Below are 26202 nucleotides of genomic sequence, written 5' to 3'. Positions count from 1 at the left end.
CTTTGACGAGTCGCTTGCCTTGAATGTTTCAGTGACTGGTCACCGACATCCCGACAAGCGCCCACATGAATTACCTGATCGATTGTTAAAGAGCGGCTCCGAGCTCTCGAGGAGAGGGGAGCGTCTCGCTGTTGCCGTCGTGCCCGGCTGCTTCTGATGAAGCGGCGGTCTCGCCGGCGCCCTGCGAGGAAGGCGTATTCTACGTGACCGGCTGTCGTTGTCAACCCTGCGAGGCGTTCCGAAGAAGCGAAGCGGGTGACCAACTCTCGTGCCGCCGGAGCGACGCAAGTGCCGATAGAGCCCTTGGCGGGTCCCTGTCACGAGCGGCATGCATTCTACCGAATGCGGCGAGTTCGTCAAGCGGGAATTTTCCGGAACCTCTCGGAAAAACCCAAATGAAAACAAGCACTTCTACCACTTTTCACCGCCTGCAACGTGTGCCCGTCGCCGGCAGCGGATGCGTACTTTACGATCTGAAGCCGGATCGCGCAACCCCTTTGCGTCAGAAAAATATAGCCCAGCTTTGACAGCCGCGCCATATCGCTCGTCGGCGTGTTTCCCGCGGCCCTGGGGGCATGCCCAGGGACCGTGGTTCAACCCGTGAGGCCACTCCTCGCCGCGCGACGACAAGACCCGCAGTTGCTCAGATCACGAAGAGGTCGACAAAGCGGTTCACCGGGGTACGCTCCAGGCGCGCCTGCTCCCCGCACAGGGCCATGATCGTCTCGCAGCGGCCCGCCGGGAAACGGGTCGCCAGGTTGCGCCGGAACTTGTCGACCAGCAGCGGAATCCCCTCCGCCCGACGGCGACGATGGCCCACCGGGTATTCGACCTCGACCTTCTCGGTGGCACTGCCGTCCTTGAAGAAGACCTGGATGGCATTGGCGATGGAGCGCTTCTCGGGGTCGTAGTAGTCCCGCGAGTAGGCCTCATCCTCGACCACCTCCATCTTGCCGCGTAACACATCGATGCGCGGGTTCGCCTCGTGGAAGTCGTCCTCGTAGTGCTCGGCGGTCAAGCTGCCGAAGATCAGCGGCACGGCGGTCATGTACTGCAGGCAGTGGTCGCGGTCTGCCGGATTGGCTAGCGCCCCCTCCTTGGAGATGATGCGTATCGCCGAATCGTGGGTGGTCAATACGATGCGGTCGATCTCGTCCAGACGATCCCTGACCTCGGGATGGAGGGTGACGGCGGCCTCGCAGGCCGTCTGGGCGTGGAACTCGGCCGGGAAGGAGATCTTGAAGAGGATGTTCTCCATCACGTAGCTGCCAAGCTCACGCTGGAAGGTGAACTTGCGCTGCGCTTCGGGCTTCAGGGCCAGATCCCGGTTGGTATGGCTGAAGAGGATGTCGTAGAACCCCCACTGCGGGGCGGAGAGCACCCCGGGGATACCCATCTCCCCGCGCATGGCGATATCGGCCAGGCGCACCGCCCTCGAGGTGGCGTCACCCGCCGCCCAGCTCTTGCGGGAACCGGCATTGGGGGCATGACGGTAGGTCCGCAGGCTCTGGCCATCGACCCAGGCATGGGAAAGCGCCGAGAGCAGCTGCTCGCGATCGGCGCCCATCAACTTGGCCACCACCGCGGTCGAGGCCACCTTGACCAGCACCACGTGATCGAGGCCCACGCGGTTGAAGGAGTTGTCCAGCGCCAGCACACCCTGGATCTCGTGGGCCATGACCATGGCTTCCAGCACCTCGCGCATGGTCAGTGGCGACTCCCCCTGGGCCAGCCGCTTCTGGGAGAGGTGATCGGCGATGGCCAGGATTCCCCCCAGGTTGTCGGAGGGGTGACCCCATTCGGCGGCGAGCCAGGTATCGTTGTAGTCGAGCCAGCGGATGATGGCCCCGATGTCCCAGGCCGCCTTGACGGGATCCAGTCGGAACGAGGTACCCGGTACCCGCGCCCCGTGGGGCACCACGGTGCCCTCGACCAGTGGCCCGAGGTGCTTGGTGCACTCCGGGAAGCGCAGCGCCAGCAGGCCGCACCCCAGGGTGTCCATCAGGCAGTGGCGGGCGGTGTCCAGCGCCTCGCCGCTCTCGATCTCGAAGCCGAGGACATAGTCGGCGATCTTCTGCAGCTCGACGTCATCGTCCGGCCGCACGTTGGCTTCCACGGTACTCATCTGCTTCTCCTGTCGCCTTGTCGAGCACACACCCTTGATGCGTGACCATCACTATAGAAGACGCCCCGGGTCCTGGGACCCGGGGCGTCTTTTCCTTCAGAGGACCCAGCACCTGGCAGACCCTAGAAGCTGTCGCCGGGGACGCGCACCCAGCCCTCCATCAGCACCCGAGCGCTGCGGCTCATCACCGCCTGGTCGATCACCCAGCGGCCGTCCACCAGGCTGGCCTCGGCGCCGACCCGCAGGGTGCCGGAGGGGTGGCCGAAGGTCACCGCGTTGCGCTTGCCGCCACCGGCGGCCAGATTGACCAGGGTGCCCTCGATGGCAGCGGCCGAGGCGATGGCCACCGCCGCGGTGCCCATCATGGCGTGGTGCAGCTTGCCCATGGAGAGCGCCCGCACCAGCAGGTCGACCTCATCGGCCTTGACCTGCTTGCCGCTGGAGGCGAGGTAGTCGGCCGGCGGCGCCACGAAGGCCACCTTGGGGGTATGCTGGCGAGCCGCGGCCTCGCTGACGTCGGCGATCAGCCCCATCTTCACCGCCCCGTGGGCGCGGATGGTCTCGAACATCTCCAGCGCCTTGGCGTCGCCGTTGATCGCCTCCTGCAATTCGCTCCCGGTATAACCGAGCTCGTCGGCATTCAGGAAGACGGTCGGGATGCCGGCATTGATCATGGTCGCCTTGAGGGTGCCCACGCCCGGCACTTCCAGGTCATCCACCAGGTTGCCGGTGGGGAAGATGGCGCCCTCACCGTCCGCCGGGTCCTTGAAGGCCACCGGCACCTCGGCGGCCGGGAAGGTCACCCCGTCCAGTTCGAAGTCGCCGGTCTCCTGCACCTGGCCGTCGGTGATGGGCACCCGTGAGACGATGGTCTTGCCGATATTGGCCTGCCAGATACGCACCTCGGCCTCGCCGTTCTCCGGGATCCGCGCCGGGTCCACCAGGCCGTTGCTGATCGCGAAGGGCCCCACCGCCGCGGAGAGGTTGCCGCAGTTGCCGCTCCAGTCGACGAAGGCCTTGTCGATGGAGACCTGGCCGAAGAGGTAGTCCACGTCGTGCTCGGGACTCTCGCTCCGGCTCAGGATCACCGTCTTGCTGGTGCTGGAGGTAGCGCCGCCCATGCCGTCGATCTGCTTCTGGTAGGGGTCGGGGCTGCCGATCACCCGCATCAGCAGGCGATCACGGGCCTCGCCCGGCACCTGCGCGGCCTCAGGCAGGTCGGTCAGCTTGAAGAAGACGCCCTTGCTGGTGCCGCCACGCATATAGGTGGCGGGAATCCTGATCTGGGGTTGCTGGCTCATGCGCTCGCCACCTCCTCACTCCCCACACCTTCCAGGAAGTCCTTGGCAAAGCGCTGCAGCACGCCACCGGCGGAGTAGACCGTCACCTCCTCGGCGGTATCCAGCCGGCAGGTCACCGGCACGCGATCGACCTCGCCGGTCTTGCGGTGGATGACAAGCTCCAGGGTCGCGCCCGGAGCCGGCTTGCCCTCGACGTCATAGGTCTCGGTGCCGTCGAGCTGCAGGGTGTGGCGGGTGGTGCCTTCCCGGAACTGCAGGGGCATCACGCCCATGCCGATCAGGTTGGTGCGATGGATGCGCTCGAAGCCCTCGGCGACGATCGCCTCGACCCCGGCCAGCGCCACGCCCTTGGCCGCCCAGTCACGCGACGACCCCTGGCCGTAGTCGGCACCAGCGATGACGATCAGCGGCTGCTTGCGCTCCATGTAGGTCTCGATGGCCTCCCACATGCGGGTCACCTGGCCCTCCGGCTCGATGCGCGCCAGCGACCCCTGCCTCACCTCGCCGTTCTCGTCCCGCACCATCTCGTTGAAGAGCTTGGGGTTGGCCAGGGTGGCCCGCAGGGCCGTCAGGTGGTCGCCGCGGTGGGTGGCGTAGGAGTTGAAGTCCTCCTCCGGCAGGCCCATCTTGTGCAGGTACTCGCCGGCCGCGCTGTCCATCATGATGGCGTTGGACGGCGACAGGTGGTCGGTGGTGATGTTGTCCGGCAGGATCGCCAGCGGCCGCATGCCCTTGAGCGCACGCACGGCCGCCATGTTGCCCTCCCAGTAAGGCGGGCGGCGGATGTAGGTGCTCTGCGGACGCCAGTCGTAGAGCGGGCTCTCGGCCTTCTCCGCGGCGTCCAGGTCGAACATCGGGATATAGACCTGCTTGAACTGCTCCGGCTTGACGAACTCGCCGACGATGGCATCAATCTCCTCGTCGGAGGGCCACAGGTCCTTGAGGGTCACCGGGTTGCCGTCGTGATCGGTACCCAGCACGTCCTTCTCGATGTCGAAGCGCACGGTACCGGCGATGGCGTAGGCCACCACCAGCGCCGGCGAGGCCAGGAAGGCCTGCTTGGCATAGGGGTGGATGCGGCCATCGAAGTTGCGGTTGCCGGAGAGCACCGCGGTGGCATAGAGATCGCGGTCGATGATCTCCTGCTGGATCTTGGGATCCAGGGCACCGGACATGCCGTTACAGGTGGTGCAGGCGTAGGCGACAATACCGAAGCCGAGCTTCTCCAGCTCCGGCAGCAGGCCGGCCTCCTCCAGATAGAGCCGCGCGACCTTCGAACCCGGCGCGAAGGAGGACTTCACCCAGGGCTTGCGCGTCAGGCCCAGTTCATTGGCCTTCTTGGCCAGCAGGGCGGCGCCTACCACGTTGCGCGGATTGGAGGTGTTGGTGCAGCTGGTGATGGCGGCGATGATCACCGCACCATCGGGCATATGGCCCGCCTTCTCCTCCGCCTGGGCCTTGTCGTAGTCGACGGCAATGCCGCGCTCGTGCAGGGCGCTGGTGGGCAGGCGACGGTGCGGGTTGGAGGGGCCCGCCAGGTTGCGCTCCACGCTGGACAGGTCGAAGGTCAGCACCCGTTCGTACTGGGCCTGCGTCAGGCTGTCGGCCCACAGGCCAGTCTGCTTGGCGTAGGTCTCGACCAGCTCCACCTGCTCCGACTCACGGCCGGTCAGCGTGAGGTAGTCGATGGTCTGCTCGTCGATATAGAACATCGCTGCCGAGGCGCCATACTCCGGGGTCATGTTGGAGATGGTGGCGCGGTCGCCGATGGTCAGGCTCTTGGCCCCCTCGCCGAAGAACTCCAGATACGCCCCAACCACGCGCTCGCGGCGCAGGAACTCGGTGATCGCCAGCACGATATCGGTGGCGGTGATGCCGGGCCTGGGCTTGCCGGTCAGCTCCACGCCGACGATATCGGGCAGGCGCATCATGGAGGGGCGCCCCAGCATCACGGTCTCGGCCTCCAGGCCGCCGACGCCGATGGCGATCACGCCCAGGCAGTCGATATGCGGGGTATGGCTGTCGGTGCCCACGCAGGTATCGGGGAAGGCCACGCCATCGCGCGCCTGCACCACCGGCGACATCTTCTCCAGGTTGATCTGATGCATGATGCCGTTGCCGGCGGGGATCACGTCGACGTTCTCGAAGGCGGTCTTGGTCCACTCGATGAAGTGGAAGCGATCCTCGTTGCGACGATCCTCGATGGCGCGGTTCTTGTCGAAGGCGTCGGACTCGAAGCCGGCATGCTCCACGGCCAGGGAGTGGTCGACGATCAGCTGGGTCGGCACCACCGGGTTGACCTTGGCGGGATCGCCGCCCTGCTCGGCGATGGCGTCGCGCAGGCCGGCCAGGTCGACGAGTGCCGTCTGGCCGAGGATGTCGTGGCAGACCACCCGGGCCGGGTACCAGGGGAAGTCCAGGTCGCGGCGACGCTCGATCAGCTGCTTGAGGGCGTCGGTGAGCATCTCCGGCTCGCAGCGGCGCACCAGCTGTTCGGCCAGCACCCGCGAGGTGTAGGGAAGGGTGTCATAGGCACCGGGCTGGATCGCCTCGACGGCCGCACGCACGTCGAAGTAGTCCAGCTCGGTGCCGGGAAGCGGTTTACGGTAGTCGGTATTCATGGCGTGAGGGATCTCTTGCAGGCGTCGGGGCGAGGGCGGAGAAGACCGGACGACCTCGAAGGGTCGTCCGGTGGTGTCGATCGATCAGTCGCGCTGCTCGATCGGCACCCACTCGCTCTTCTCCGGACCGACGTAGTCGGCGCTCGGGCGAATGATGCGGTTGTTGGCGCGCTGCTCGAAGACATGGGCACACCAGCCGGTGACCCGCGAACAGACGAAGATCGGGGTGAACAGCTTGGTGGGGATGTCCATGAAGTGGTAGGCGCTGGCGTGGAAGAAGTCGGCGTTGCAGAACAGCTTCTTCTCGCGCCACATCACTTCTTCGACGCGCTCGGAGACCGGATAGAGCACGCTGTCGCCCACGTCCTCGGACAACTTCCTGGACCAGTGCTTGATGATGGCGTTGCGCGGGTCGGACTCGCGATAGATCGCGTGGCCGAAGCCCATGATCTTGTCCTTGCGCTCGAGCATGCCCATGATCTCGCGCTCGGCCTCCTCCGGCGACTGCCAGTCCTCGATCATCGCCATGGCCGCCTCGTTGGCGCCGCCATGCAGCGGGCCGCGCAGCGAGCCGATGGCGCCGGTCACGCAGGAGTGCATGTCGGACAGGGTCGAGGCACAGACACGGGCGGTGAAGGTCGAGGCGTTGAACTCGTGCTCGGCATAGAGGATCAGCGAGACGTTCATCACCCGGGCATGCAGCTCGGAGGCCGGCTCGTCGCGTAGCAGGTGCAGGAAGTGCCCGCCCACCGACTCGTCATCGGTCTCGGTCTCGATGCGCACGCCATCGTGGCTGAAGCGATACCAGTAGCAGATGATCGACGGCAGCACGGCGAGCAGGCGGTCGGAGACGTCCTGCTGCTCGTCGAAGCTCTCCTCGGTTTCCAGGTTGCCCAGCATGGAGGCGCCGGTACGCATCACGTCCATGGGATGGGCGTCCCTGGGAATCTGCTCGAGTACGGTCTTGAGCGCGTCAGGCAGGCCGCGCAGGCCCTTGAGCTTGGTGATGTAGGCATCGAGCTCGGCCTGGTTGGGCAACTTGCCCTTGAGCAGCAGGTAGGCCACTTCCTCGAACTTCGCCTTCTCGGCCAGTTCCTTGACGTCGAAGCCGCGATAGGTCAGGCCCGAGCCGGTCTTGCCGACGGTGCACAGGGCCGTGGTCCCGGCGCTCTGGCCGCGCAGGCCGCTGCTGCTGACGGGTTTGTCTGCCATGTGGTGTCTCCTTGTGAGTCGTTTCTTGTCGGAATTGACGGTCCGGCAGCGTTACGCCTCGCCGCCCTTCTCCGCGAGCTGGTTTTCGGCAAATAAGGCGTCGAGCTTGCGCTCGAAGTCGTGGTAGTTGAGGAAGTCGTAGAGCTCGTCGCGGGTCTGCATGAGCTCCACCACGTCCTTCTGGTGGCCCTTGTCATGGATGCTCTGGTAGACCTTGAGGGCCGCCGCATTCATGGCGCGGAAGGCAGAGAGCGGGTAGAGCACCATGCGGCAACCCACCTCGCCCAGCTCCTGCTGGGTGAACAGCGGGGTAGCGCCGAACTCGGTGATGTTGGCAAGGATCGGCGCATCGACGCGCTCGCAGAACGCCTTGTAGTCATCGAGGGTGTGCACGGCCTCGGCGAAGATGGCATCGGCGCCGGCCTCGATGCAGGCGTTGGCCCGCTCGATGGCGGCATCCAGGCCATCCTTCTGGAAGGCATCGGTGCGCGCGATCAGGTAGAAGTCGGGGTCGAGGCGCGCATCCGCAGCGGCCTTGACGCGGTCCACCATCTCCTCCTGGGAGACAATCGCCTTGTTGGGACGATGGCCACAGCGCTTCTGGGCCACCTGATCCTCGAGGTGGACGGCGGCCACGCCGGCGCGCTGCATCTCCTTGACGGTGCGAGCGATGTTGAAGGCGCCACCCCAGCCGGTGTCGATGTCCACCAGCAGCGGTACCTCGGTGGCGCCGCAGATGCGATGGGCATCCTCGACCACGTCGTTCATGGTGGTCATGCCGAGGTCCGGCAGGCCGAAGGAGGCGTTGGCCACGCCGCCGCCGGAGAGGTAGATGGCCTGGTGGCCCACCCGCTCGGCCATCATGGCGGTGTAGGCATTGATGGTGCCGACGATGGGCAGCGGGCGATGGGCCTCGAGGGCGGCGCGGAAGCGCGCACCGGGGGTCTGCTGGGTCATGCTGGGTCTCCTAGTGTTGTCCGGGTCGGCCTCAGGTGGTCGCCTCGGCTTCCTGCTTGAGAGTGGCGGCGTAGCGGTCGGCCACATTGGCCCGGGAAGCGCTGACGTGGCGGCGCATCAGCAGCTCGGCCAGCTCCGCGTCGCCGGCCTCGATGGCGTCGACGATGCGGTGGTGTTCGACGAAGGCGCGCTGGGGGCGAGTACCACTGGCGCTGAACTGGGTCCGGTAGAGCCTCACCAGGTAGTAGAGGTCATCGCAGAGCAAGCCCATCAGCATCTTGTTGTGGCTGCCCTGGACGATCCGGAAGTGGAAGTCCAGGTCACCCTCGCGCTGGAAGTAGGCCTCGCCCTTCTTGAGATCGGCCTGGCGCTCGTGCATGGCCAGCACCTCACGCAGTCCGGCGATTTCCCCGGCGGTCATGTGCTCGGCGGCGAGCCGTGCCGCCATGCTCTCCAGCGCCTCGCGCACGTCGAAGAGCTCGAGCAGCTCCTTCATGGAGAGCTTGACCACCCGGGCCCCGACATGGGGCACCCGCTCGATAAGGCGATGCGCTTCCAGGCGGCGCATGGCCTCCCTGAGCGGCCCGCGAGAGATCCCGTAGTCCCGGGACAGTCCCGGCTCGGTGATCTTGCTGCCCGGTGCCAGCTCTCCCCTGACGATGGCATCCTGCAGTTGCTGGAAGACCCGTTCCGCCAGGGTGCGGACTTCGGGGTTGGTGACCTGTTCCGGTGCGGCTGTGTTCATGGCAATTGTCGACAATCGAGTGATGGAAGAACTTTAGACACTGCCTCCCCCGGGGTCAACAGCCCGGCTGGACGGAAGGGGTTAACCTTTGGTTGTAGACAACCTGCGACCCACCACCGGCAATGTCGACAATGACGTCAGCGAGGAATGGGCCTAACGTCGACCGGGACGCCGGCGGGAGGGACAAGCCGGCTCTCGAGGCCTAGAATGGGGCGCCTGTTCCGGGAAGACGCCGCAATGACGCCACCGATCGAGATCACCCCCCTGCCCTACCGCGAGGATCCGCTGAGCTACTTCGCGGCCCTGCGCCACAGGCCCGGTGCCGTACTGCTCGACAGTGGTCGCCCGACGGCGCCGGGTGGCCGCTACGACATCCTCAGCTGCGACCCCCTCGCGCTGCTCGAGGTCGATGCCGCCGGGCGCGTGCAGGGTGAATCCGCCCTGGCGGGTCTCCCCCCCTTCGCCGCCCAGCAGACACTTCTCGACCGGCTGCCTTGCGAGGTGCCGGACAGCGAACTGCCGTTTCTCGGCGGGCTGATCGGCTACTGGAGCTACGACCTCGGGCAGCGACTCGAGCCGGTGGCCGGAAAGGCCCGGCAGGCGGTCACGCTGCCGGCGAGCCGGGTCGGCCTCTATGACTGGGCGCTGATCCAGGACCACGACGGCCGGCAGAGCTGGTTGGTGGGCAGTGCCTCGCGGCGCCGCCAGGTGCTCGAATGGCTCGAGGCGCCGGCGCCTCCCGCGGCAGCCTTCCGCCTCACCGCCCCCTTCGCCGCCGAGCTCAGCCGCGACGACTACCTGGCACGCTTTGCCGCCGTGCAGGACTACATCCGCGCCGGCGACTGCTACCAGATCAACCTGGCCCAGCGCTTCAGCGCCCCCTTCGAGGGTGACCTCTGGGCGGCCTACCGCAGCCTGCGCGACGCCACGCCCACCCCCTTCGCCGGCTACCTGGCGTGGGACGACAAGGCCATCCTCTCGCTCTCCCCGGAGCGCTTCCTGCGCTGCCGGGAGGGCCGGGTCGAGACCCGCCCCATCAAGGGCACGCGGCCACGCGGCGAGACCCCCGAGGAAGACCGGCGGCTAGCCGGGGAGCTGGCCGAGAGCCTCAAGGACCGGGCCGAGAACGTGATGATCACCGACCTGCTCCGCAATGACCTGGGGCGGGTGTGCCGGCCCGGCAGCGTAAGGGTTCCCCAGCTCTGCGGCCTGGAGAGCTACGCCAACGTGCACCACCTGGTGAGCGTGATCGTCGGCGAACTCGAGGCAGGGCAGCGACCCATGGACCTGCTCGCCGCCGCCTTCCCCGGCGGCTCCATCACCGGCGCCCCCAAGGTGCGGGCCATGCAGATCATCGACGAGCTGGAGCCCAGCCGTCGCAGTGCCTACTGCGGCAGCCTCGGCTACGTGGACGTTCGCGGCCAGATGGACACCTCCATCGCGATTCGCAGCGTGGTGGCCGACGGCGAAGCGCTGCACCTGTGGGGTGGGGGCGGCCTGGTCGCCGACTCCCGTGGCGAGGACGAGTACACCGAGACCCTGGACAAGATCCGCCACCTGATGCGGGCCCTGATGGCAGCCAGCCCTGATTCATTATGGAATAAGAGTGCGGCATACTTACTTCGCTAAGGAATAGATATCCAATGAATCGGTATTGGGGAAGGCCTCGCGGGCTCTGCTAGGGTAGCCCGAGACCCAAGACCACCTGCCCGGGAGCCCCCTCATGGAGCCGCAACTCGACGTCATCAACCGGGAACTCGGCAACGACCCCGAGGCCCTGATCCGCTGGGCGCTGGATCAGGGGCAGAAGCCGATCTGCACGACCAACTTCCGCCCTTTCGAGGCCGTGATCCTGCATATGGTCACGCGCCAGCAGCCCGATATCCCGATCGTGTGGATGGACAGTGGCTATAACACAGAAGCCACCTACCACTTCGCCGATGAGCTGATCCGGCGCCTGGGCCTCAACCTGGTGAGCTACCTGCCGCGGCGCTCGCGGGCCCATCGCGAGGCACTGGAAGGCCCTGCGCCCGGGATCGAGGATCCCCGCCACGCGGCCTTTACCCAGGAGGTGAAGCTCGAACCCTTCGAGCGGGCCCTGCGCGAGATGGCACCGGACGTCTGGTTCACCGCCCTGCGTGCCGAGGACACCCCCGAGCGCGCCCGCATGGCACCGGTGAGCCGCAACGCCGATGGTCTCTTGAAGGTCTCCCCCCTGCTGCACTGGACGGCCCGCGACCTCTATCTTTACCTGCAGGAGAACGACCTGCCCAACAACTTCGACTACTTCGACCCCACCAAGGTCGAGGAGAAGCGCGAGTGCGGCCTGCACCTGCAGCATTGACGCCGAGGGTATGACGTCGCGGGCGAGACCGCCCGCGACAGGCAGGGACAGGAAAGCAGCGTTCTCGAGGAGAATTGCCGAGAAGCGTCGCCGAGAGAGCCGTCCTCAGCGCGAGGGCAGCGCGATATCCTTGAAGAGCGCTTCCTCGTGACGGGGCCCGGCGGCAAGGGCCGCGTCCACCAGGTCCCGCGTCAGGTGGCCGGCAAAGCCTTCCAGGAAGTCATACATGTAGCCGCGCATGAAGGTGCCGCGGCGGATCCCGATCTTGGTGGTGGAACTCGCGAAGAGGTGGCCGGCCTCCACCGCCACCAGGTCGGTGTCGTGCTCGGCATCCACGGCCATGTGGGCGACGATGCCCACCCCCATCCCCAGACGCACGTAGGTCTTGATGACGTCGGCATCGGCCGCGGTGAGCACCACATTGGGTGTCAGCCCCTTGGCGCGGAAGGCATCGTCGAGCTGGGAGCGTCCGGTGAAGCCGAACACGTAGGTGACCAGCGGGTAGTCCGCCAGGGCCTCCAGCGTCAGGGTCTCCATCTCGGCCAGCGGATGACCCTGGGGCACCAGCACGCAGCGGTTCCAGCGATAGCAGGGCAGCAGCACCAGGTCGTTGAAGAGCTCGAGGGACTCGGTGGCGATGGCGAAGTCCGCCTGGCCATCGCTGACCATCTGGGCGATCTGCTTGGGGGTGCCCTGCTGCATGTGAAGGGCCACGTCGGGATACTTCTGGGTGAAGTCGCGGATCACCGGCGGCAGCGCATAGCGCGCCTGGGTGTGGGTGGTGGCGATCGCCAGGCTGCCGCGACGCTCGTCGCTGTGCTCCTGGGCGACCTCCTTGATGTTCTCGGCAAGCCTCAGCACCTGGCCGGCCAGCTCGATGATCGCCTGCCCCGCAGGGGTCACGCGGGTCAGGTGCTTGCCGCTGCGGGCAAAGATCTCGACGCCGAGCTCGTCCTCCAGCAAGCGGATCTGCTTGGAGATGCCGGGCTGGGAGGTAAAGAGACTCTGGGCAGTGGCCGAGACGTTGAGGTTGTGGCGCGACACCTCCCAGATGTAGCGCAGCTGTTGTAGCTTCATGGCCGCCCTCCCTCGCGTGTCACTGGGCCTTCAAAATACCCGCAAGACATAAGAAAATTATCCATGATCGCTTTATAGCATAACCTGACCGGGCAGGTGCAACCGCTTTCCTGCCCTCTGACACTGGGCGGAGATTTGCCAGCACTTCGGTCGACCGCTAACATCGTCCGACCGGGCATGCCCTGCATGTCACCCCATCCGCTCGATGTAGCGCAACGAAACTGGAGAATCACATGGCCAACAACGTCGATGTCACCAATGCCAACTTCGAGCAGGAAGTCCTCAAGGCCGACACGCCGGTCCTGCTGAAGTTCTGGGCCCCCTGGTGTGGTCCCTGCAAGGTGATGGCACCGGTGGTCGACGAGGTCGCCGAGGAGCGCAACGGCAACCTCAAGGTCGTCAGCATCAACGTGGACGATGCCCCCGAGATCGCCGCCGAGCAGGGCGTGCGCGGCGTGCCGACCGTGATGCTGTTCAAGTCCGGCACCAAGGTCGCCTCCCTGGTCGGCGCCCAGTCGAAGTCACAGCTGAGCCAGTTCATCGACCAGAACGCCTGATCCTGCGACTCTCGCACCTCCCCGTCGCCCCGGCCATGCCGGGGCGACGTCGTTTCGCCCCCTACTCCTCGTCACGCTCCGAGATCGGGCGGTCGGCCTTCGCGACCGGCGCCCCGTCCGCGGGCCCCAGCAGGTGTGCGATCCAGCGGGTCTCGGGATGGCTGTCCAGGGCGATCTTCAGGGTCATGGTCAGCACCACCGAGAGCAGCATCCCCACCGCCCCGAAGATCCAGCCCCACACCACCAGCGACAGGAAGGCCACGAAGGTCGAGAGCCCCAGCGCCCGCCCCATCACCCTGGGCTCGACGATATTGCCCATCACGAAGTTGACCCCCAGGTAGGCCGCGGCAAGCATCAGGGCGTCGAACACGCCGCCCTCCGGCGAGACCAGCAGCAGCATGACCGGCGGCACCGCGGCGATGGCCGAGCCGATGTTGGGAATATAGTTGAGGGCGAAGGCCAGCACCGCCCACAGCAGCGGAAACTCCACCCCCAGCAGCTTGCAGGCCACCCAGATCAGCGCGCCGGTCGCCAGGCTGATCAGCGTCTTCACGGCCAGGTAGCGCTTGAGGGTCTGGCTGAACTCGTTGAAGCGTCGCAGGCTCGGAGCGGGGTTGACCAGGGCACGCGAGACCTTGTCGCGGAAGTTGAGGGTCTCGAACAGCAGGAACATCACCAGCAGGGCCACCACGACGCTCTGCATCATCAGGTTGCCCACCTCGCCGAGCACCGTCGGGATCCAGTTGCCGAACTGCTCGGCGTCCAGCAGCTCGGCCAGCCGGTTGGTATCGATGGCAAGCCCCATCCCGGCCAGGCCATCGAGGAGCCCGAGGTAGTACTGGTAGAGTTTCTGCTCGATGCCCGGCAAGGCATCGATGAAGGTGCCGAAGCTGTTGACCAGCAGCAGGCCGAGCAGGGAGAGGAAGCCGCCGATCACCACCAGCGTCACCCACACGGCCAGCCGCGTGCTCAGCCCGAGGCGGTGCAGCCACTGCACGGGCGCGGTGCAGACGACCGCGATGAACAGCGCCAGCAGCAGCGGCACCAGCAGGCTGGAGCCCGCCCGCATGCCCGCGATGATCACCACCAGGGCGGCCAGTGCCAGGGTCAGGTTGAGGGGGATGGTGCTCTGCTTGCTGTCTTGGGGATGGGGCATGCCCGGACTCGCGACCGTGGAAGATTCCTTCATGATGCCGGGGCGGCCGGCAATTGCAAAGGACGGGAACCATCCCCGGCCAGCGTTCTCGAAGCCAGTGCCCGCCATGCACAAGGAGAACGCCATGCCGATTGCCCGCCCCTTCCGCCCGCTGCTCTTGCCGGCCCTGGCCGCGCTGATGGTCGCGGCCTCGCCGCCGATGCTCTCCCACGCCCACGCCGAGGAGACCCCGCGGCGCCTGGAGGTCCAGGCCGAGGCCGAGCTTCAGGTGGTGCCGGACCGAGCCACGCTCAGCGCTCGCCTCTGGGAACGCACGCCGGCCATCGCCCGGCACGAGGCGACCGCGAACGCCCCGGATGCCCTGCGCGAGGCCCGCGACCGACTGGAAGCCCGGGCCGCCAAGCTGATTCGCGCCCTGGAGGGGGCGGGTCTTGCGCGCGAGGCGATCCGCGCCGGCTCCCTGAACGTGCAACCCGAGCACCTGCCGGGCGAGCGGCTCGAGGAAGACGAGCGCGAGACCCTGGTGCGCACCCGCCTCGAGCGCCCCATTCATCTCCAGCTCGATGACCTCGAGCAACTCCCCGGGCTGCTCGATGCCCTGACCGAGGCCGGCGTGGATGCCCTGGACGGCGTGAGCTATGACCTGGCCGACCGCGACGCCGCGACCGACGAGGCGCTGGTCAAGGCGCTGGAGAAGGCCCGCCACAAGGCCACCCTGATGGCCGAGACCCTGGGCATCGGCCTGGGTGAGGTGATCGCGGTGAGCGAGACCCGCTCGCCGATCTTCCAGCCGCGCATGATGGCCATGAGTGCCGATGCCCGGGAGAGCCTGCCCCAGGCCGAGTACCGTCCCGGCACCATCACCATCGAGGCGGGGGTCAGCGTCAGCTGGGAGATTGCCCGGTAGCGCCGAGGGGTATCAAGCGTTGATGGTGTCGACCCCGCCCATGTAGGGGCGCAGCGCCTCGGGGACGCCAATCGAGCCATCGGCGCGCTGGTGGTTCTCCATCACCGCCAGCAGGCAGCGCCCCACCGCCAGGCCGGAGCCATTGAGGGTGTGCAGCAGCTGCGGCTTCTTCTGCTCGGGGTGGCGGAAGCGCGCCTGCATGCGCCGCGCCTGGAAATCCTCGCAGTTGGAGACCGAGGAGATCTCGCGGTAGGTCTCCTGGCTGGGCAGCCACACCTCCAGGTCGTAGGTCTTGGCCGCACCGAAGCCCATGTCGCCGGTACAGAGCGTTACCACGCGATAGGGCAGCTCCAGCGCCTGGAGGATCGCCTCGGCGTGGCCGCGCATCTCCTCGAGGGCCTCGTAGCTGGTGGCCGGGTCGACCAGCTGCACCATCTCCACCTTGTCGAACTGGTGCTGACGGATCATGCCGCGGGTGTCGCGGCCGTGTGAGCCCGCCTCGCTGCGAAAGCACGGCGTGTGGGCGGTGAGCTTCATCGGCAGCGCCCGGTGGTCGAGGATCTCGTCACGGGCGAAGTTGGTCAGCGGCACCTCGGCGGTGGGGATCAGGTGGTAGCCGCGCTCGTCGTCGAGGCGAAACAGGTCCTCGCCGAACTTCGGCAGCTGGCCGGTGCCGTGCAACGACGCCTCGTTGACCATGTAGGGGACATAGCACTCCTCGTAGCCATGCTCGAGGGTCTGCTTGTCGAGCATGAACTGGGTCAGCGCGCGATGCAGTCGCGCGATGGGGCCACGCATCACCGCGAAGCGGGACCCGGTCAGCTTGGCCGCCAGCTCGAAGTCCAGGTGGCCCTTCAGCGCCCCCAGGTCGACATGGTCGCGCACCTTGTAGTCGAACGCGGGCGGCGTCCCCCAGCGGTGGAGCTCGACGTTCTCTTCCTCGCTGTCACCCACCGGCACGCTCTCGTGGGGCAGGTTGGGCAGGCCGCTGACCACCTCGTCCCACTCGGTTTGCACCTTAGCCAGGCGTGCCTTGGCGGAGTCCAGCTCATTGCCCAGGTTGGAGACCTCGTCGAGCAGCGGCTGGATGTCCTCGCCCTGGGCCTTGGCCTTGCCGATCGCCTTGGAGCGGGTGTTGCGTTCAGCCTGCAGGAACTCGGTCCTGGCCTGCAGCTCGCGCCGCCGGGATTCGAGCGCCTCGAGACGGTCGGTGTCGAGGACGAAGCCCCGCTTGGCCAGTCGTTGGGCGACCGCATCGAGGTCGCTGCGCAGCAGTTTGGGGTCGAGCATGGCATCCAGTCCGTTGCAGTCGTGACGTGGGAGATCGCCAGGGCCGGGCGCGCCGGCAATGGCCTCGGTAAACAGGGCGACCATTGTAGGCAAAAGGCCTCAGCGGTGCCACGCGTCGCCGCCTGCCCCGCGGCGTGCTCGCCCGGGGCAGGATGCGCGGCACCGTCCTCTCGCGGTAAAGTAGCGCCACTCTCTCCTCCCCAGACAAGAGTTCCATGATCGCACGACTGGATACCGCCGACTCGCGCCGCATCGAGGGCCTCGCCGCTCCCTACCTGCGCTTCCTGGACGCCCTGCGCGATGCGGGCTTCGAGGGCGAGATCGCCCCGGACTATGCCGCCCGCACGGTGCTGGCCACCGACAACTCCATCTACCAGCGCCTGCCCCAGGCGGTGCTCTATCCCAGGCACGGCGCCGACCTCGAGCGCATCGCCCGGCTGGCCGGCCGTGACGAGCACCGCCAGGTGGCGCTCACCCCGCGCGGCGGCGGCACCGGCACCAACGGCCAGTCGCTCACCGACGGCCTGGTGGTGGATGTCTCGCGGCACATGAACGCGATCCTCGAGATCGACGTGGAGAAGCGCCGGGTGCGGGTCCAGGCCGGCGTGGTCAAGGACCAGCTCAATGCGGCGTTGAGGCCCCATGGGCTCTTCTTCGCCCCGGACCTCTCCACCTCCAACCGCGCCACCATCGGCGGCATGATCGCAACCGACGCCAGCGGCCAGGGCAGCTGCGAGTACGGCAAGACCCGCGACCATGTGCTCGAGCTCGAGACCCTGCTGCTGGGCGGCGAGCGGCTGGTGAGCCGCCCGCTGGAGGACGCCGAGCTCGAGCGCCAATGCGAGCGCCAGGACGTTACCGGCCGCGCCTACCGCACCGCCCGGGAGATCATCGACACCCAGGGCGAGCTGATCGCCGAGAAGTTCCCGCCGCTCAACCGCTGCCTGACCGGCTACGACCTGGCGCACCTTCGCGACGCCGAGGGCCGCCTCGACATCAACAGCCTGCTGTGCGGCTCGGAGGGCTCGCTGGGCCTGCTCGACGAGGCGGTGCTCAACGTGCTGCCGATCCCCAGGCACTCGACGCTGGTCAACGTGCGCTACGCCGGCTTCATGGAGGCCCTGCGCGATGCCAAGGCGCTGATGGGCTCTTCACAAGATCAGCCGCGGGCGCTCGGCTCTTCATCCAGTCAGCCGCAGGCGCGGCCCACCTCCATCGAGACGGTGGACGACACCGTGCTGATGCTGGCCATGGAGGACTTCGTCTGGGACAGCGTGGCGGAATTCTTTCCTTCGGGCGAGACGCCGGTGCGCGGTATCAACCTGGTGGAGTTCAATGACGACGACCCCGAGCGGCTGAATGATCGCGTCGACGCCTTCTGCCGCCACCTGGAAGCCGATGCGAGCGTGCCCCGCCTGGGCTATACCCTGGCCGAGGGGCGCGAGCAGATCCAGAAGGTCTATGGGATGCGCAAGCGCGCCGTGGGCCTGCTGGGCAATGCCAAGGGCGAGAAGCGCCCGATCCCCTTCGTCGAGGACACCGCCGTCCCGCCGGAGCACCTGGCCGACTACATCGCCGAGTTCCGTGCCGCCCTGGACGCCCGGGGCCTCGCCTACGGCATGTTCGGCCATGTGGATGCCGGGGTGCTGCACGTGCGGCCGGCCATCGACATGAAGGACCCGGCCCAGGAGCGGCTGATCCGCGAGGTCTCCGACGAGGTGGCCGCGCTGACGAAGAAGTACCACGGCCTGCTGTGGGGCGAGCACGGCAAGGGCGTGCGCTCGGAGTACTCGCCGACGTTCTTCGGCGAGCTCTACCCCAGCCTGCAGCGGGTCAAGGCGGCCTTCGACCCCAACAATCAGCTCAACCCCGGCAAGATCGCCTCGCCACTTTCTATCCCGCCCGATGCCGCGGCTTTTTCCATCCCGCCCGATGCCGCGGGTAAGGCCTCACAAACCAGCGCCTCTGATCAAGAGGAAACGGTCAAGTGGGTCGATCCCGACCTGCTGACCATCGACGGCGTCCCCACCCGCGGCCAGTTCGACCGCCAGATCGATGAGCGGGTCTGGCACGCCCACGCGGCCACGGTCTACTGCAACGGCAACGGCGCCTGCTACAACTATGACCCCGATGACGCCATGTGCCCCTCCTGGAAGGCCACCCGCGACCGGATACACTCGCCCAAGGGGCGCGCCAGCCTGATCCGCGAGTGGCTGCGGCTGCAGGGCGAGGCCGGCATCGACCTGGTCGAGGAGTCGAGGAAGAAGAAGGAAGAAGGTGCCTGGGGATTCGTCAGGGACTTCCCGTTGAGACTCAGGAATACCCTGGCCAGGCGGCGCGGCGAGAAGGACTTCTCCCACGAGGTGTACGACGCCATGGCGGGGTGTCTCGCCTGCAAGTCCTGCGCCGGCCAGTGCCCGGTGAAGGTCAATGTCCCCGACTCCCGCTCGCGCTTCCTCGAGGTCTACCACGGCCGCTACCTGCGCCCACTGCGCGACTACCTGGTGGGTGGCATGGAGTTCCTGGTGCCGACGCTGGCCCGGGTGGCGCCGCTCTACAACGCCGCCCTGGGCAATCGCCTGGTCGACCGGCTGCTGGCCGGCCCGCTGGGCCTGGTGGACAGCCCGAAGCTCTCCCGCGCCAGCCTGAAGAAGCAGCTCGCCGCCTGGGGCGTGGCGGAGGCGACGCCGACATCGCTCGGCCTGCTCACCGATGCCCAGAAGGCGCGCAGCGTGGTGCTCGTCCAGGACGCCTTCACCAGTCACTTCGAGGCCAGGCTGGTGATGGATATCGTCGAGTTGCTCTCGCGCCTCGACGTGCGGGTCTTCGTCGCGCCCTACACGCCCAACGGCAAGCCGCTGGATGTCCAGGGCTTCCTGGGGGCCTTTGCGCGTACCGCCGAGACGCAGGCCAGGCGCCTCAGGACCCTGGCCGACTTCGGCGTGCCGCTGGTCGGCATCGACCCGGCCATGACCCTGACCTATCGCCAGGAGTACGTGAGGGCGCTGGGGCCGGACGCCGTGCCCGAGGTGCTGATGCTGCAGGAGTGGCTGGTGGCTCAGTCTCCATCCCTGGCCGCCCGGCTGGCGCCCCCTGGCCTGGGCGTCGACGACCCGGGCTACCGGCTGCTCTCCCACTGCACCGAGAAGACCAACGCCCCGGGCAGCCCCAGGGCATGGCAGCTGGTCTTCGCCGCCTTCGGCCTGGAGCTCGAGCTGGTCAATACCGGCTGCTGCGGCATGTCGGGCACCTACGGCCACGAGTCGCGCAACCGCGAGACCTCCCGGACCATCTACGCCCAGTCCTGGCAGCCGGTGGTGGAGGACGAGGCCAGCGCCGGCCGGCTGCTGGCCACCGGCTACTCGTGTCGCAGCCAGGTGAAACGCTTCTCGGACCAGGCCCTGCCCCACCCGCTGCAGGCCCTGCTGGCGGTGCTCAGGCAGCGCCGATAGCGCTACCCCTCGCCCGCCGGCTCGGCCGGCGGGCCCCACCTTCCGCGCGGCGCGACAGGAGGCCCGAGGCATGAACCGCACCCTGATCCTCGTCGGACTGCTGATCGTCGCCATCGGACTGCTCTGGCCCTGGCTGTCCAGACTGCCCCTCGGCCACCTGCCCGGCGACATCGTGATCCGCCGCGAGAACGTCTCGTTCTACTTCCCGGTCACCACCATGATCCTGGTCAGCCTGGTGGTCTCGGCGCTCCTCTGGCTCTTCCAGCGCTGAGCCCGGGCTCGACGGCAGCGATTGTGCGACCCATCGGCAGTGACTAATCTGAGACGGCCCCCTCGCCAGGAAGCACGCCATGGAAAGCCCCGCCGTCCTGCTCACCGGCATCGGTCTCCTCTCCCTCGCCTGCCAGTGGCTCGCCTGGCGGCTCAAGGTGCCCGCCATCCTGCCGCTGCTGCTCATCGGCATCCTGGTCGGGCCGATCACCGGCCTGCTCGACCCCGACGCCCTGCTCGGCGACCTGCTCTTCCCGCTGGTCTCGCTGGCCGTGGCGGTGATCCTCTTCGAGGGCAGCCTGACCCTGAGCTTCGCCGAGCTGCGCGGGCACGGCCATACGGTGCGTCGCCTGGTGACCTGGGGCGTGCTGCTCACGGCGGTGATCAGCGCCCTGGCCGCCCGCTGGCTGCTCGAGCTGTCATGGGGGATGGCCAGCGTGCTCGGCGCCCTGCTGGTGGTCACCGGCCCCACCGTGGTGCTGCCCCTGCTCGAGACCCTGCGCGCCAAGGAGTCGCTGTCCCAGATCCTGCGCTGGGAGGGCATCCTCATCGATCCCATCGGCGCCATCGGCGCGGTGCTGGTCTACGAGTACGTGGTGATCGGCGCCTCGGGGGATGCCTTCCTGCATACCCTGGGCCTGTTCGGCCTGACTGCCCTGATCGGCTTCGGCCTGGGGGGCCTGGGCGGTTACCTCTGGGGCTGCGTGCTGCGCCACCACTGGCTGCCGCGCCAGCTGCACAGCTTCGGCACCCTGATGGTCATGCTGACCCTCTACACCCTCTCCAACCAGCTCTTCCACGAGTCCGGGCTGCTGACCGTCACGGTGATGGGCGTGTGGATGGCCAACATGCCACGGGTGCCCACCGGCCCCATCATCGAGTTCAAGGAGACCCTGTCGGTACTGCTGATCTCGGGCCTCTTCATCCTGCTCGCCGCGCGGCTCGGCCTCGACCAGCTGGCCCTGCTGGGCTGGCCGGCCTGGGCCTACCTGGGGGTGCTGATGCTGGTGGCGCGACCGCTGACCGTGTGGCTCTGCACCGCGGGCAGCGGGCTCGACTGGCGGGAGAAGGCACTGCTGGCCTGGATCTCGCCAAGAGGCATCGTGGCGGCGGCGGTGGCCTCGCTGTTCGCCCTCAAGCTCGAGGCCCAGGGGCTCGAGGGGGCCGAGATGCTGGTGCCGGTGACCTTCATGGTGATCATCGCCACGGTGGTGATCCAGAGCCTGCTCTCCCGCCCCATCGCCGGTGCGCTCGGCGTCATGACCCCGCCGCCCAGAGGGTTCCTGATCCTCGGCGCCAACCCGGTCGCACGCGCCGTGGGCCAGGCGCTCCGGGAGGCGGGCTTCGCCGTGCGCCTCTGCGACCATGACCGGGACGCCCTGGAGGAGGCGCGCATGGCCGGCCTGCCGACCTATTTCGGCAACCCGACCTCGGCGCATGCCCAGGAGCACCTGGAGATGACCGGCCTGGGGCACTTCCTGCCCCTCTCCCCCTGTCGCGAACAGAACGACCTGGCCGCCCTGCACTTCGAGGGGACCCTGGGTCATGGCAAAGTCTTCCAGCTGGAGGTCGACGGGGAGCGCGACGCCGAGCGGGAGCGGCCTCGACAACTGACCGAGCTGCCCCGGCTGTTCGGCGAGCGGGTGACCTGGCACAAGCTGGCGAGTCTGGTGGCCCAGGGGGCGGAGGTGCGAACCACGCGGCTGCACGAGGCCTTCGACATCGACGCCTATCTCGCGACCCATGCGCACCGCCTGCTGCCGCTGTTCTGCATCGATGCCCAGGAGCAGATCCGCGTCGCCAGCGACCAGTCGTCCCTCGAGCCTCAGCCGGGAGAGCGCCTGATCAGCCTGGTCTACCCGGACTCTCCCGCCTTCTGAGCCACTCGCCCCGCCCGAACCACAGCGGGCAGCCCGAAGGCTGCCCGATGTCGCTTGCGCAGGGGGATCAGAAGAAGAGAAAGATCACAAGAAGAGAAGGATCAGAAGAACAGCCGCCGCAGGGCCTGGCCGGGGTTGGCCTCGCGCATGAAGGCCTCGCCCACCAGGAAGGCGTTGACGTCATGCTCGCGCATGCGCAGCACGTCATCGTGAGTATGAATGCCGGACTCGGTGACCACGTTGACGCCGGCGGGTATCCGCGGCAGCAGCTCCAGGGTGGTCTCGAGCCGGGTGTCGAAGGTGTGCAGGTCGCGGTTGTTGATGCCCACCAGGGCGAGGTCGAGCTTGAGGGCCCGATCGAGCTCCAGGGCATCGTGCACCTCCACCAGCACGTCCATGCCCAGCTCCACGGCCTGGCGATGCAGGTCCACCATCCGGGCGTCGTCCAGGGCGGCGACGATCAGCAGGATGCAGTCGGCGCCGATGGCGCGCGCCTCGCTCACCTGGTAGCCATGGGTGATGAAATCCTTGCGGATCACCGGCAGGCCACAGGCCTCTCGCGCCTCGATCAGGTAGTCCTCGTGGCCCTGGAAGAAGTCGGCGTCGGTGAGCACCGAGAGGCAGGCGGCGCCGCCCTCGGCATAGCTTGCGGCGATCTCGCCGGGGCGAAAGTCCTCGCGGATCACGCCCCTGGAGGGCGAGGCCTTCTTGATCTCGGCGATCACCGCCGGATCGCCGGCCTGGATGGCACGATAGAGGGCGGCGACGAAGCCTCGCGGCGCGGACTGCTCGGCGCCCAGGCGCAGCAGTTCCTGCTCGGAGACGACGCGGCGGCGCTCGGCGACCTCCTCCTCCTTGCGGGACAGGATGCGCTCGAGGATGGTGGGCAGGGGACGGGATTCGGTCATGTCGGGCCTCACTGGGTGAAGACGCGGGTGAAGTTGGCGAGTTCCCGGAGCTTCTCGAGGGGCAGCTTGGAGGCCTGGGCGTCCTGCGCCATGGCCACGCCTTCCGCGAGGCTGTCGGCCACGCCAGAGGCATAGAGGGCGGCACCGGCGTTGAGGGCGACGATATCCGCCGCCGGCCCCTCGCCTACCAGGGCCTGCTCGACCAGCCGCAGGCTGTCCTCGGCGGTCTTCACCCGCAGCGGGTCCAGGGACTGACGGGCAATGCCGAAGTCCTCGGGGGCGATAGTGTACTCGCGGATCTCGCCCTCCTTGAGCTCGGCGACCAGCGTTGGCTGCGCCAGCGAGATCTCGTCGAGGCCGTCCTCGGCATGCACCACCAGCACGTGCTCGCTGCCCAGGCGCCGCAGCACCTCGGCCATCAGCGGCACCAGTTCGGGGGCGTAGACCCCCAGCACCTGGTTGGGGGCGCCGGCGGGATTGGTCAGCGGCCCGAGGATGTTGAACAGGGTACGCACCCCCATCTCGCGACGCGGGCCCACGGCATAGCGCATCGCCGGGTGGTGGTTGGGGGCGAACATGAAGCCCACCCCCACCTGCTCGATGCAGCGGCCCACCTGCTCGGCATCCAGGTTCAGGTTGATGCCGGCCACGGCGAAGAGGTCGGCACTGCCCGACGACGAGGAGACCCCGCGGTTGCCGTGCTTGGCGACATGGGCCCCGCCCGCGGCGACCACGAAGCTCGCCGCGGTGGAGACGTTGAAGAGGTTGGCGCCATCGCCGCCGGTGCCGACGATGTCGACCACGTTGTCGGCCTGCAGCCGGACCGGGTTCATCAGTTCGCGCATCACCTGGGCCGCGGCACTGATCTCCTCGGCGGTCTCGCCCTTCATGGCCATGCCCACCAGGAAGGCGGCGATCTGGGGGTCGCTGGCCTCGCCGGTCATGATCTGGCGCATCACCTCATGGGTCTCGGCGAAGTTCAGGTTCTCGCGGCGCATCACCGCACCGATGGCCTCTCGCATCTGCATGACGTTGCTCTCCTCTGGCATGGGCACGGCTCAGCGACGTTTCAGGAAGTTGGCCAGCAGCTCATGGCCCTGGCGGGTCAGGATCGACTCGGGATGGAACTGCACGCCCTCGACATCCAGCTCACGGTGGCGCAGGCCCATGATCAGCCCCGGGGTGACGTCGTCGTCGTCGCACCAGGCGGTGACCTCGAGGCAGTCGGGCAGGCCCTCGCGCTCCACCACCAGCGAATGGTAGCGCGTCACCTCCAGGGGGTCCTCGAGGCCCTCGAAGACCCCCTGGCCGAGGTGGCGGATCCGCGAGGTCTTGCCATGCATCACCTGGGGCGCGCGGACCACCTCGCCGCCATAGACCTGGCCGATGGCCTGGTGCCCCAGGCAGATGCCCAGAATGGGGATACGCCCGGCGAAGCGGCGGATGGCCGCCATGGAGATGCCGGCCTCGTCGGGGGTGCAGGGCCCCGGCGAGATCACCAGGTGGCTCGGGGCCAGGGCCTCGATCTCCTCCAGGGTAATGGCGTCGTTGCGGTGGGTCACCACCTCGGCGCCCAGCTCCCCCAGGTATTGCACCACGTTGTAGGTGAAGCTGTCATAGTTGTCGATCATCAGCACGGACATGGCAGGCTCTCCGGCACTCGCCCGGCCAGCGCCGGACGACAGGAATCAGGGGTCACTCGAGGTTGTCCAGGCCACGCTCGGCCATGGCCACGGCACGGAACAGGGCGCGGCCCTTGTTGAGCGTCTCCTGCCACTCCATCTCGGGCACCGAATCGGCGACGATGCCCGCGCCGGCCTGGACATGCAGCTGGCCATCCTTGATCACCGCCGTGCGGATGGCGATGGCGGTGTCCATGTTGCCGTGCCAGGAGAGGTAGCCCACCGCGCCGGAGTAGACGCCGCGCTTGACCGGCTCCACCTCGTCGATGATCTCGAGTGCCCGGATCTTGGGCGCGCCGGACACCGTGCCCGCCGGGAAGGTGGCGCGCAGCACGTCCATCGCCGAGAGCCCCGGCTTCAGGCGTCCCACGACGTTGGAGACGATGTGCATCACGTGGGAGTAGCGCTCGACCACCATCCGGTCGGTCACCCTCACCGAGCCGGTCTCGCTGATGCGGCCCACGTCGTTGCGCCCCAGGTCGATCAGCATCAGGTGCTCGGCGAGTTCCTTGGGATCGGCCAGCAGGTCGGCCTCCAGGGCGCGGTCCTCCGCTTCGCTGTGGCCGCGCTTGCGGGTGCCGGCGATGGGCCGCACCGTGACTTCCCCGTCCTCCAGCCGCGTGAGGATCTCCGGCGAGGAGCCCGCCACCTGATGATCGCCCAGGTTCAGGTAGAACATGTAGGGCGAGGGATTGAGGCTGCGCAGGGCCCGGTAGAGGTCCAGCGGTGGTGCCTGGTAGGGGATCGACATGCGCTGGGACGGGACGCACTGCATGACGTCGCCAGCCAGCACGTACTCCTTGATCTTCTCCACGGCCGCCTTGAACCCCTCCTCGGTGAAGCCCGAGGTGAAGTGCCCCTCCTCCACCGCCGCGCGACCGGTGCCGGGGCTGATGGTGTTGAGGGTGGCACTGCGCAGGCGGATCTCCAGGCGCTCCAGCCGGTCCAGGGCGCGGGCGTAGGCCTCCGGCTCGGCGGGGTCGGCATGCGTCCACAGCGCCAGGCGCCCGGAGAGGTTGTCGAACACCACCAGGTCGTTGCAGACCATCAGCAGGATGTCCGGCACGCCGATCGGGTCTGGCTTCTCGACGCCCCGCAGGCGCGGCTCGATGTAGCGGATGGTGTCGTAGCCGAAGTACCCCACCAGGCCACCGTCGAAGCGCGGCTGGTCATCGAGGCGCGGCACCTTGAAGCGGGCCTGGAACTGCTCGATCCAGGCCAGCGGATCCTCGACCTCGCCGGCGCCCTGGAGCTCGCCATCGACGATATGGCTGACGGTGAAGCCGCGGACCTCGAGGCGCTCGCGGCAGGGCAGCCCGATGATCGAGTAGCGCCCCCACTTCTCGCCGCCCTGCACGGACTCCAGCAGGAAGGTCCAGGGCTCGTCGGCCAGCTTGAGGTAGGTGGAGAGCGGCGTGTCGAGATCGGCCAGCACCTCGCGGGTGACCGGAATGCGGTTGTAGCCGGCGTCGGCCAGCTCGCGGAAGCGTTCGGGAGTCATCATGCCCGGGTCCTCGGTGTGACGGGTTGGCGATGGCGGGCGCAGGAGCGCCGCAGGTCAGGCTCGCGAGGCGAGCGTCACCATCGCCAGCCGCCGCGGGCAGGCGAGCGGGGCAGGCATCGTGCGGCGGGCATGACGCCGCCGGCGGTAGAGAGAGGGTCCGGCTTCATGCGGCTGATCATCAAGGGTTTCCGCGTCTTATAGCAATAACATATTG

At 67.7% G+C, this 26202-nt stretch carries 20 protein-coding genes; 7 read left to right on the top strand and 13 right to left on the bottom strand.

Annotation, left to right across the window (positions count from 1 at the left end; all coding sequences use genetic code 11):
- Positions 1–643: 643 nt before the first annotated feature.
- The 6 genes from prpD to DFP85_RS17040 form a co-directional block, all read right to left on the bottom strand.
- Positions 644–2125, bottom strand: coding sequence for a 2-methylcitrate dehydratase (gene prpD, locus DFP85_RS17065; protein WP_133637626.1), 1482 nt, complete (start codon positions 2123–2125; stop codon positions 644–646).
- 122 nt (positions 2126–2247) lie between these two features.
- Positions 2248–3426 (bottom strand): 2-methylaconitate cis-trans isomerase PrpF, encoded by a 1179-nt coding sequence (gene prpF, locus DFP85_RS17060; RefSeq protein ID WP_133637625.1) that lies wholly within the window; start codon positions 3424–3426, stop codon positions 2248–2250.
- Positions 3423–6047 carry a Fe/S-dependent 2-methylisocitrate dehydratase AcnD gene (gene acnD / locus DFP85_RS17055; protein ID WP_133637624.1) on the bottom strand — a complete coding sequence of 875 codons (2625 nt, stop codon included), beginning with the start codon at positions 6045–6047 and terminating at the stop codon, positions 3423–3425. Before acnD ends, prpF begins: the two co-directional genes overlap by 4 nt.
- Positions 6048–6131: 84 nt before the next feature.
- On the bottom strand, positions 6132–7259 hold the full coding sequence (gene prpC, locus DFP85_RS17050) for a bifunctional 2-methylcitrate synthase/citrate synthase (RefSeq protein ID WP_133637623.1): 1128 nt from the start codon (positions 7257–7259) through the stop codon (positions 6132–6134).
- Positions 7260–7310: 51 nt separating this feature from the next.
- Positions 7311–8216: a methylisocitrate lyase gene (prpB, locus tag DFP85_RS17045; protein ID WP_133637622.1), complete on the bottom strand. Its 906-nt coding sequence runs from the start codon at positions 8214–8216 to the stop codon at positions 7311–7313.
- A 31-nt stretch (positions 8217–8247) separates the two neighbouring features.
- On the bottom strand, positions 8248–8961 hold the full coding sequence (locus tag DFP85_RS17040; RefSeq protein ID WP_133637621.1) for a GntR family transcriptional regulator: 714 nt from the start codon (positions 8959–8961) through the stop codon (positions 8248–8250).
- 237 nt (positions 8962–9198) lie between these two features.
- Here DFP85_RS17040 and pabB point away from each other — a divergent pair, with 237 nt between their 5' ends.
- Together pabB and DFP85_RS17030 are read left to right on the top strand one after the other, a co-directional pair.
- Positions 9199–10590, top strand: coding sequence for an aminodeoxychorismate synthase component I (pabB, locus tag DFP85_RS17035; RefSeq protein ID WP_133637620.1), 1392 nt, complete (start codon positions 9199–9201; stop codon positions 10588–10590).
- A 94-nt stretch (positions 10591–10684) separates the two neighbouring features.
- Complete coding sequence (locus DFP85_RS17030; RefSeq protein ID WP_133637619.1) at positions 10685–11305, top strand: phosphoadenosine phosphosulfate reductase domain-containing protein; 621 nt, start codon at positions 10685–10687, stop codon at positions 11303–11305.
- Positions 11306–11410: 105 nt separating this feature from the next.
- Here the strand turns inward: DFP85_RS17030 and cysB are convergent, their stop codons facing one another.
- Positions 11411–12382: an HTH-type transcriptional regulator CysB gene (gene cysB / locus DFP85_RS17025; RefSeq protein ID WP_133637618.1), complete on the bottom strand. Its 972-nt coding sequence runs from the start codon at positions 12380–12382 to the stop codon at positions 11411–11413.
- Positions 12383–12615: 233 nt separating this feature from the next.
- On the opposite strand from cysB, the gene trxA reads away from it, so the two are divergent.
- Positions 12616–12939, top strand: coding sequence for a thioredoxin (gene trxA, locus DFP85_RS17020; protein WP_106229975.1), 324 nt, complete (start codon positions 12616–12618; stop codon positions 12937–12939).
- Positions 12940–13000: 61 nt separating this feature from the next.
- On the opposite strand, the gene DFP85_RS17015 is transcribed toward trxA, so the two are convergent.
- Positions 13001–14095: an AI-2E family transporter gene (locus tag DFP85_RS17015; protein ID WP_133637617.1), complete on the bottom strand. Its 1095-nt coding sequence runs from the start codon at positions 14093–14095 to the stop codon at positions 13001–13003.
- Positions 14096–14219: 124 nt separating this feature from the next.
- Between DFP85_RS17015 and DFP85_RS17010 the strand changes: the two genes are divergently transcribed.
- The gene (locus DFP85_RS17010; protein WP_133637616.1) at positions 14220–15002 is read left to right on the top strand and encodes an SIMPL domain-containing protein; all 783 of its coding nucleotides are present in this window, start codon (positions 14220–14222) and stop codon (positions 15000–15002) included.
- Between the two features lie 12 nt (positions 15003–15014).
- On the opposite strand, the gene serS is transcribed toward DFP85_RS17010, so the two are convergent.
- Complete coding sequence (gene serS, locus DFP85_RS17005) at positions 15015–16292, bottom strand: serine--tRNA ligase (RefSeq protein WP_133637615.1); 1278 nt, start codon at positions 16290–16292, stop codon at positions 15015–15017.
- Positions 16293–16507: 215 nt separating this feature from the next.
- Here serS and DFP85_RS17000 point away from each other — a divergent pair, with 215 nt between their 5' ends.
- The 3 genes from DFP85_RS17000 to DFP85_RS16990 all read left to right on the top strand — a co-directional run bounded on the left by DFP85_RS17000 (position 16508) and on the right by DFP85_RS16990 (position 21894).
- Positions 16508–19744 carry an FAD-binding and (Fe-S)-binding domain-containing protein gene (locus tag DFP85_RS17000; RefSeq protein ID WP_133637614.1) on the top strand — a complete coding sequence of 1079 codons (3237 nt, stop codon included), beginning with the start codon at positions 16508–16510 and terminating at the stop codon, positions 19742–19744.
- Positions 19745–19814: 70 nt separating this feature from the next.
- The gene (locus DFP85_RS16995; RefSeq protein WP_133637613.1) at positions 19815–20015 is read left to right on the top strand and encodes a DUF2905 domain-containing protein; all 201 of its coding nucleotides are present in this window, start codon (positions 19815–19817) and stop codon (positions 20013–20015) included.
- Positions 20016–20094: 79 nt separating this feature from the next.
- The gene (locus tag DFP85_RS16990; protein ID WP_133637612.1) at positions 20095–21894 is read left to right on the top strand and encodes a cation:proton antiporter; all 1800 of its coding nucleotides are present in this window, start codon (positions 20095–20097) and stop codon (positions 21892–21894) included.
- Positions 21895–21995: 101 nt separating this feature from the next.
- Here the strand turns inward: DFP85_RS16990 and trpC are convergent, their stop codons facing one another.
- Genes trpC through trpE form a run of 4 tightly spaced genes read right to left on the bottom strand, consistent with a single transcriptional unit; the run spans position 21996 to position 25985 of the window.
- Complete coding sequence (gene trpC / locus DFP85_RS16985; RefSeq protein WP_133637611.1) at positions 21996–22802, bottom strand: indole-3-glycerol phosphate synthase TrpC; 807 nt, start codon at positions 22800–22802, stop codon at positions 21996–21998.
- 8 nt (positions 22803–22810) lie between these two features.
- Entirely contained in the window at positions 22811–23830 is a 1020-nt protein-coding gene (trpD, locus tag DFP85_RS16980) for an anthranilate phosphoribosyltransferase (RefSeq protein ID WP_133637610.1), read from the bottom strand.
- Positions 23831–23860: 30 nt separating this feature from the next.
- Complete coding sequence (locus tag DFP85_RS16975) at positions 23861–24445, bottom strand: anthranilate synthase component II (protein ID WP_133637609.1); 585 nt, start codon at positions 24443–24445, stop codon at positions 23861–23863.
- A gap of 52 nt (positions 24446–24497) precedes the next feature.
- Positions 24498–25985, bottom strand: a complete 1488-nt coding sequence (gene trpE, locus DFP85_RS16970) for an anthranilate synthase component I (protein WP_133637631.1) — start codon at positions 25983–25985, stop codon at positions 24498–24500.
- Between the last annotated feature and the right edge of the window lie 217 nt (positions 25986–26202).

This window comes from Halomonas ventosae, from assembly GCF_004363555.1.
GTDB lineage: Bacteria > Pseudomonadota > Gammaproteobacteria > Pseudomonadales > Halomonadaceae > Halomonas > Halomonas ventosae.
The sequence above is the reverse complement of the archived record's forward strand: the minus strand, read 5'-3'. Positions and strand labels throughout refer to the sequence as shown.

Excerpts from the sequence above, each read along its gene's own strand:
- prpD (WP_133637626.1), bottom strand. The coding sequence starts at position 2,125 with ATGAGTACCGTGGAAGCCAACGTGCGGCCGGACGATGACGTCGAGCTG.
- prpF (WP_133637625.1), bottom strand. The coding sequence starts at position 3,426 with ATGAGCCAGCAACCCCAGATCAGGATTCCCGCCACCTATATGCGTGGC.
- acnD (WP_133637624.1), bottom strand. The coding sequence starts at position 6,047 with ATGAATACCGACTACCGTAAACCGCTTCCCGGCACCGAGCTGGACTAC.
- prpC (WP_133637623.1), bottom strand. The coding sequence starts at position 7,259 with ATGGCAGACAAACCCGTCAGCAGCAGCGGCCTGCGCGGCCAGAGCGCC.
- prpB (WP_133637622.1), bottom strand. The coding sequence starts at position 8,216 with ATGACCCAGCAGACCCCCGGTGCGCGCTTCCGCGCCGCCCTCGAGGCC.
- DFP85_RS17040 (WP_133637621.1), bottom strand. The coding sequence starts at position 8,961 with ATGAACACAGCCGCACCGGAACAGGTCACCAACCCCGAAGTCCGCACC.
- pabB (WP_133637620.1), top strand. The coding sequence starts at position 9,199 with ATGACGCCACCGATCGAGATCACCCCCCTGCCCTACCGCGAGGATCCG.
- DFP85_RS17030 (WP_133637619.1), top strand. The coding sequence starts at position 10,685 with ATGGAGCCGCAACTCGACGTCATCAACCGGGAACTCGGCAACGACCCC.
- cysB (WP_133637618.1), bottom strand. The coding sequence starts at position 12,382 with ATGAAGCTACAACAGCTGCGCTACATCTGGGAGGTGTCGCGCCACAAC.
- trxA (WP_106229975.1), top strand. The coding sequence starts at position 12,616 with ATGGCCAACAACGTCGATGTCACCAATGCCAACTTCGAGCAGGAAGTC.
- DFP85_RS17015 (WP_133637617.1), bottom strand. The coding sequence starts at position 14,095 with ATGCCCCATCCCCAAGACAGCAAGCAGAGCACCATCCCCCTCAACCTG.
- DFP85_RS17010 (WP_133637616.1), top strand. The coding sequence starts at position 14,220 with ATGCCGATTGCCCGCCCCTTCCGCCCGCTGCTCTTGCCGGCCCTGGCC.
- serS (WP_133637615.1), bottom strand. The coding sequence starts at position 16,292 with ATGCTCGACCCCAAACTGCTGCGCAGCGACCTCGATGCGGTCGCCCAA.
- DFP85_RS17000 (WP_133637614.1), top strand. The coding sequence starts at position 16,508 with ATGATCGCACGACTGGATACCGCCGACTCGCGCCGCATCGAGGGCCTC.
- DFP85_RS16995 (WP_133637613.1), top strand. The coding sequence starts at position 19,815 with ATGAACCGCACCCTGATCCTCGTCGGACTGCTGATCGTCGCCATCGGA.
- DFP85_RS16990 (WP_133637612.1), top strand. The coding sequence starts at position 20,095 with ATGGAAAGCCCCGCCGTCCTGCTCACCGGCATCGGTCTCCTCTCCCTC.
- trpC (WP_133637611.1), bottom strand. The coding sequence starts at position 22,802 with ATGACCGAATCCCGTCCCCTGCCCACCATCCTCGAGCGCATCCTGTCC.
- trpD (WP_133637610.1), bottom strand. The coding sequence starts at position 23,830 with ATGCAGATGCGAGAGGCCATCGGTGCGGTGATGCGCCGCGAGAACCTG.
- DFP85_RS16975 (WP_133637609.1), bottom strand. The coding sequence starts at position 24,445 with ATGTCCGTGCTGATGATCGACAACTATGACAGCTTCACCTACAACGTG.
- trpE (WP_133637631.1), bottom strand. The coding sequence starts at position 25,985 with ATGACTCCCGAACGCTTCCGCGAGCTGGCCGACGCCGGCTACAACCGC.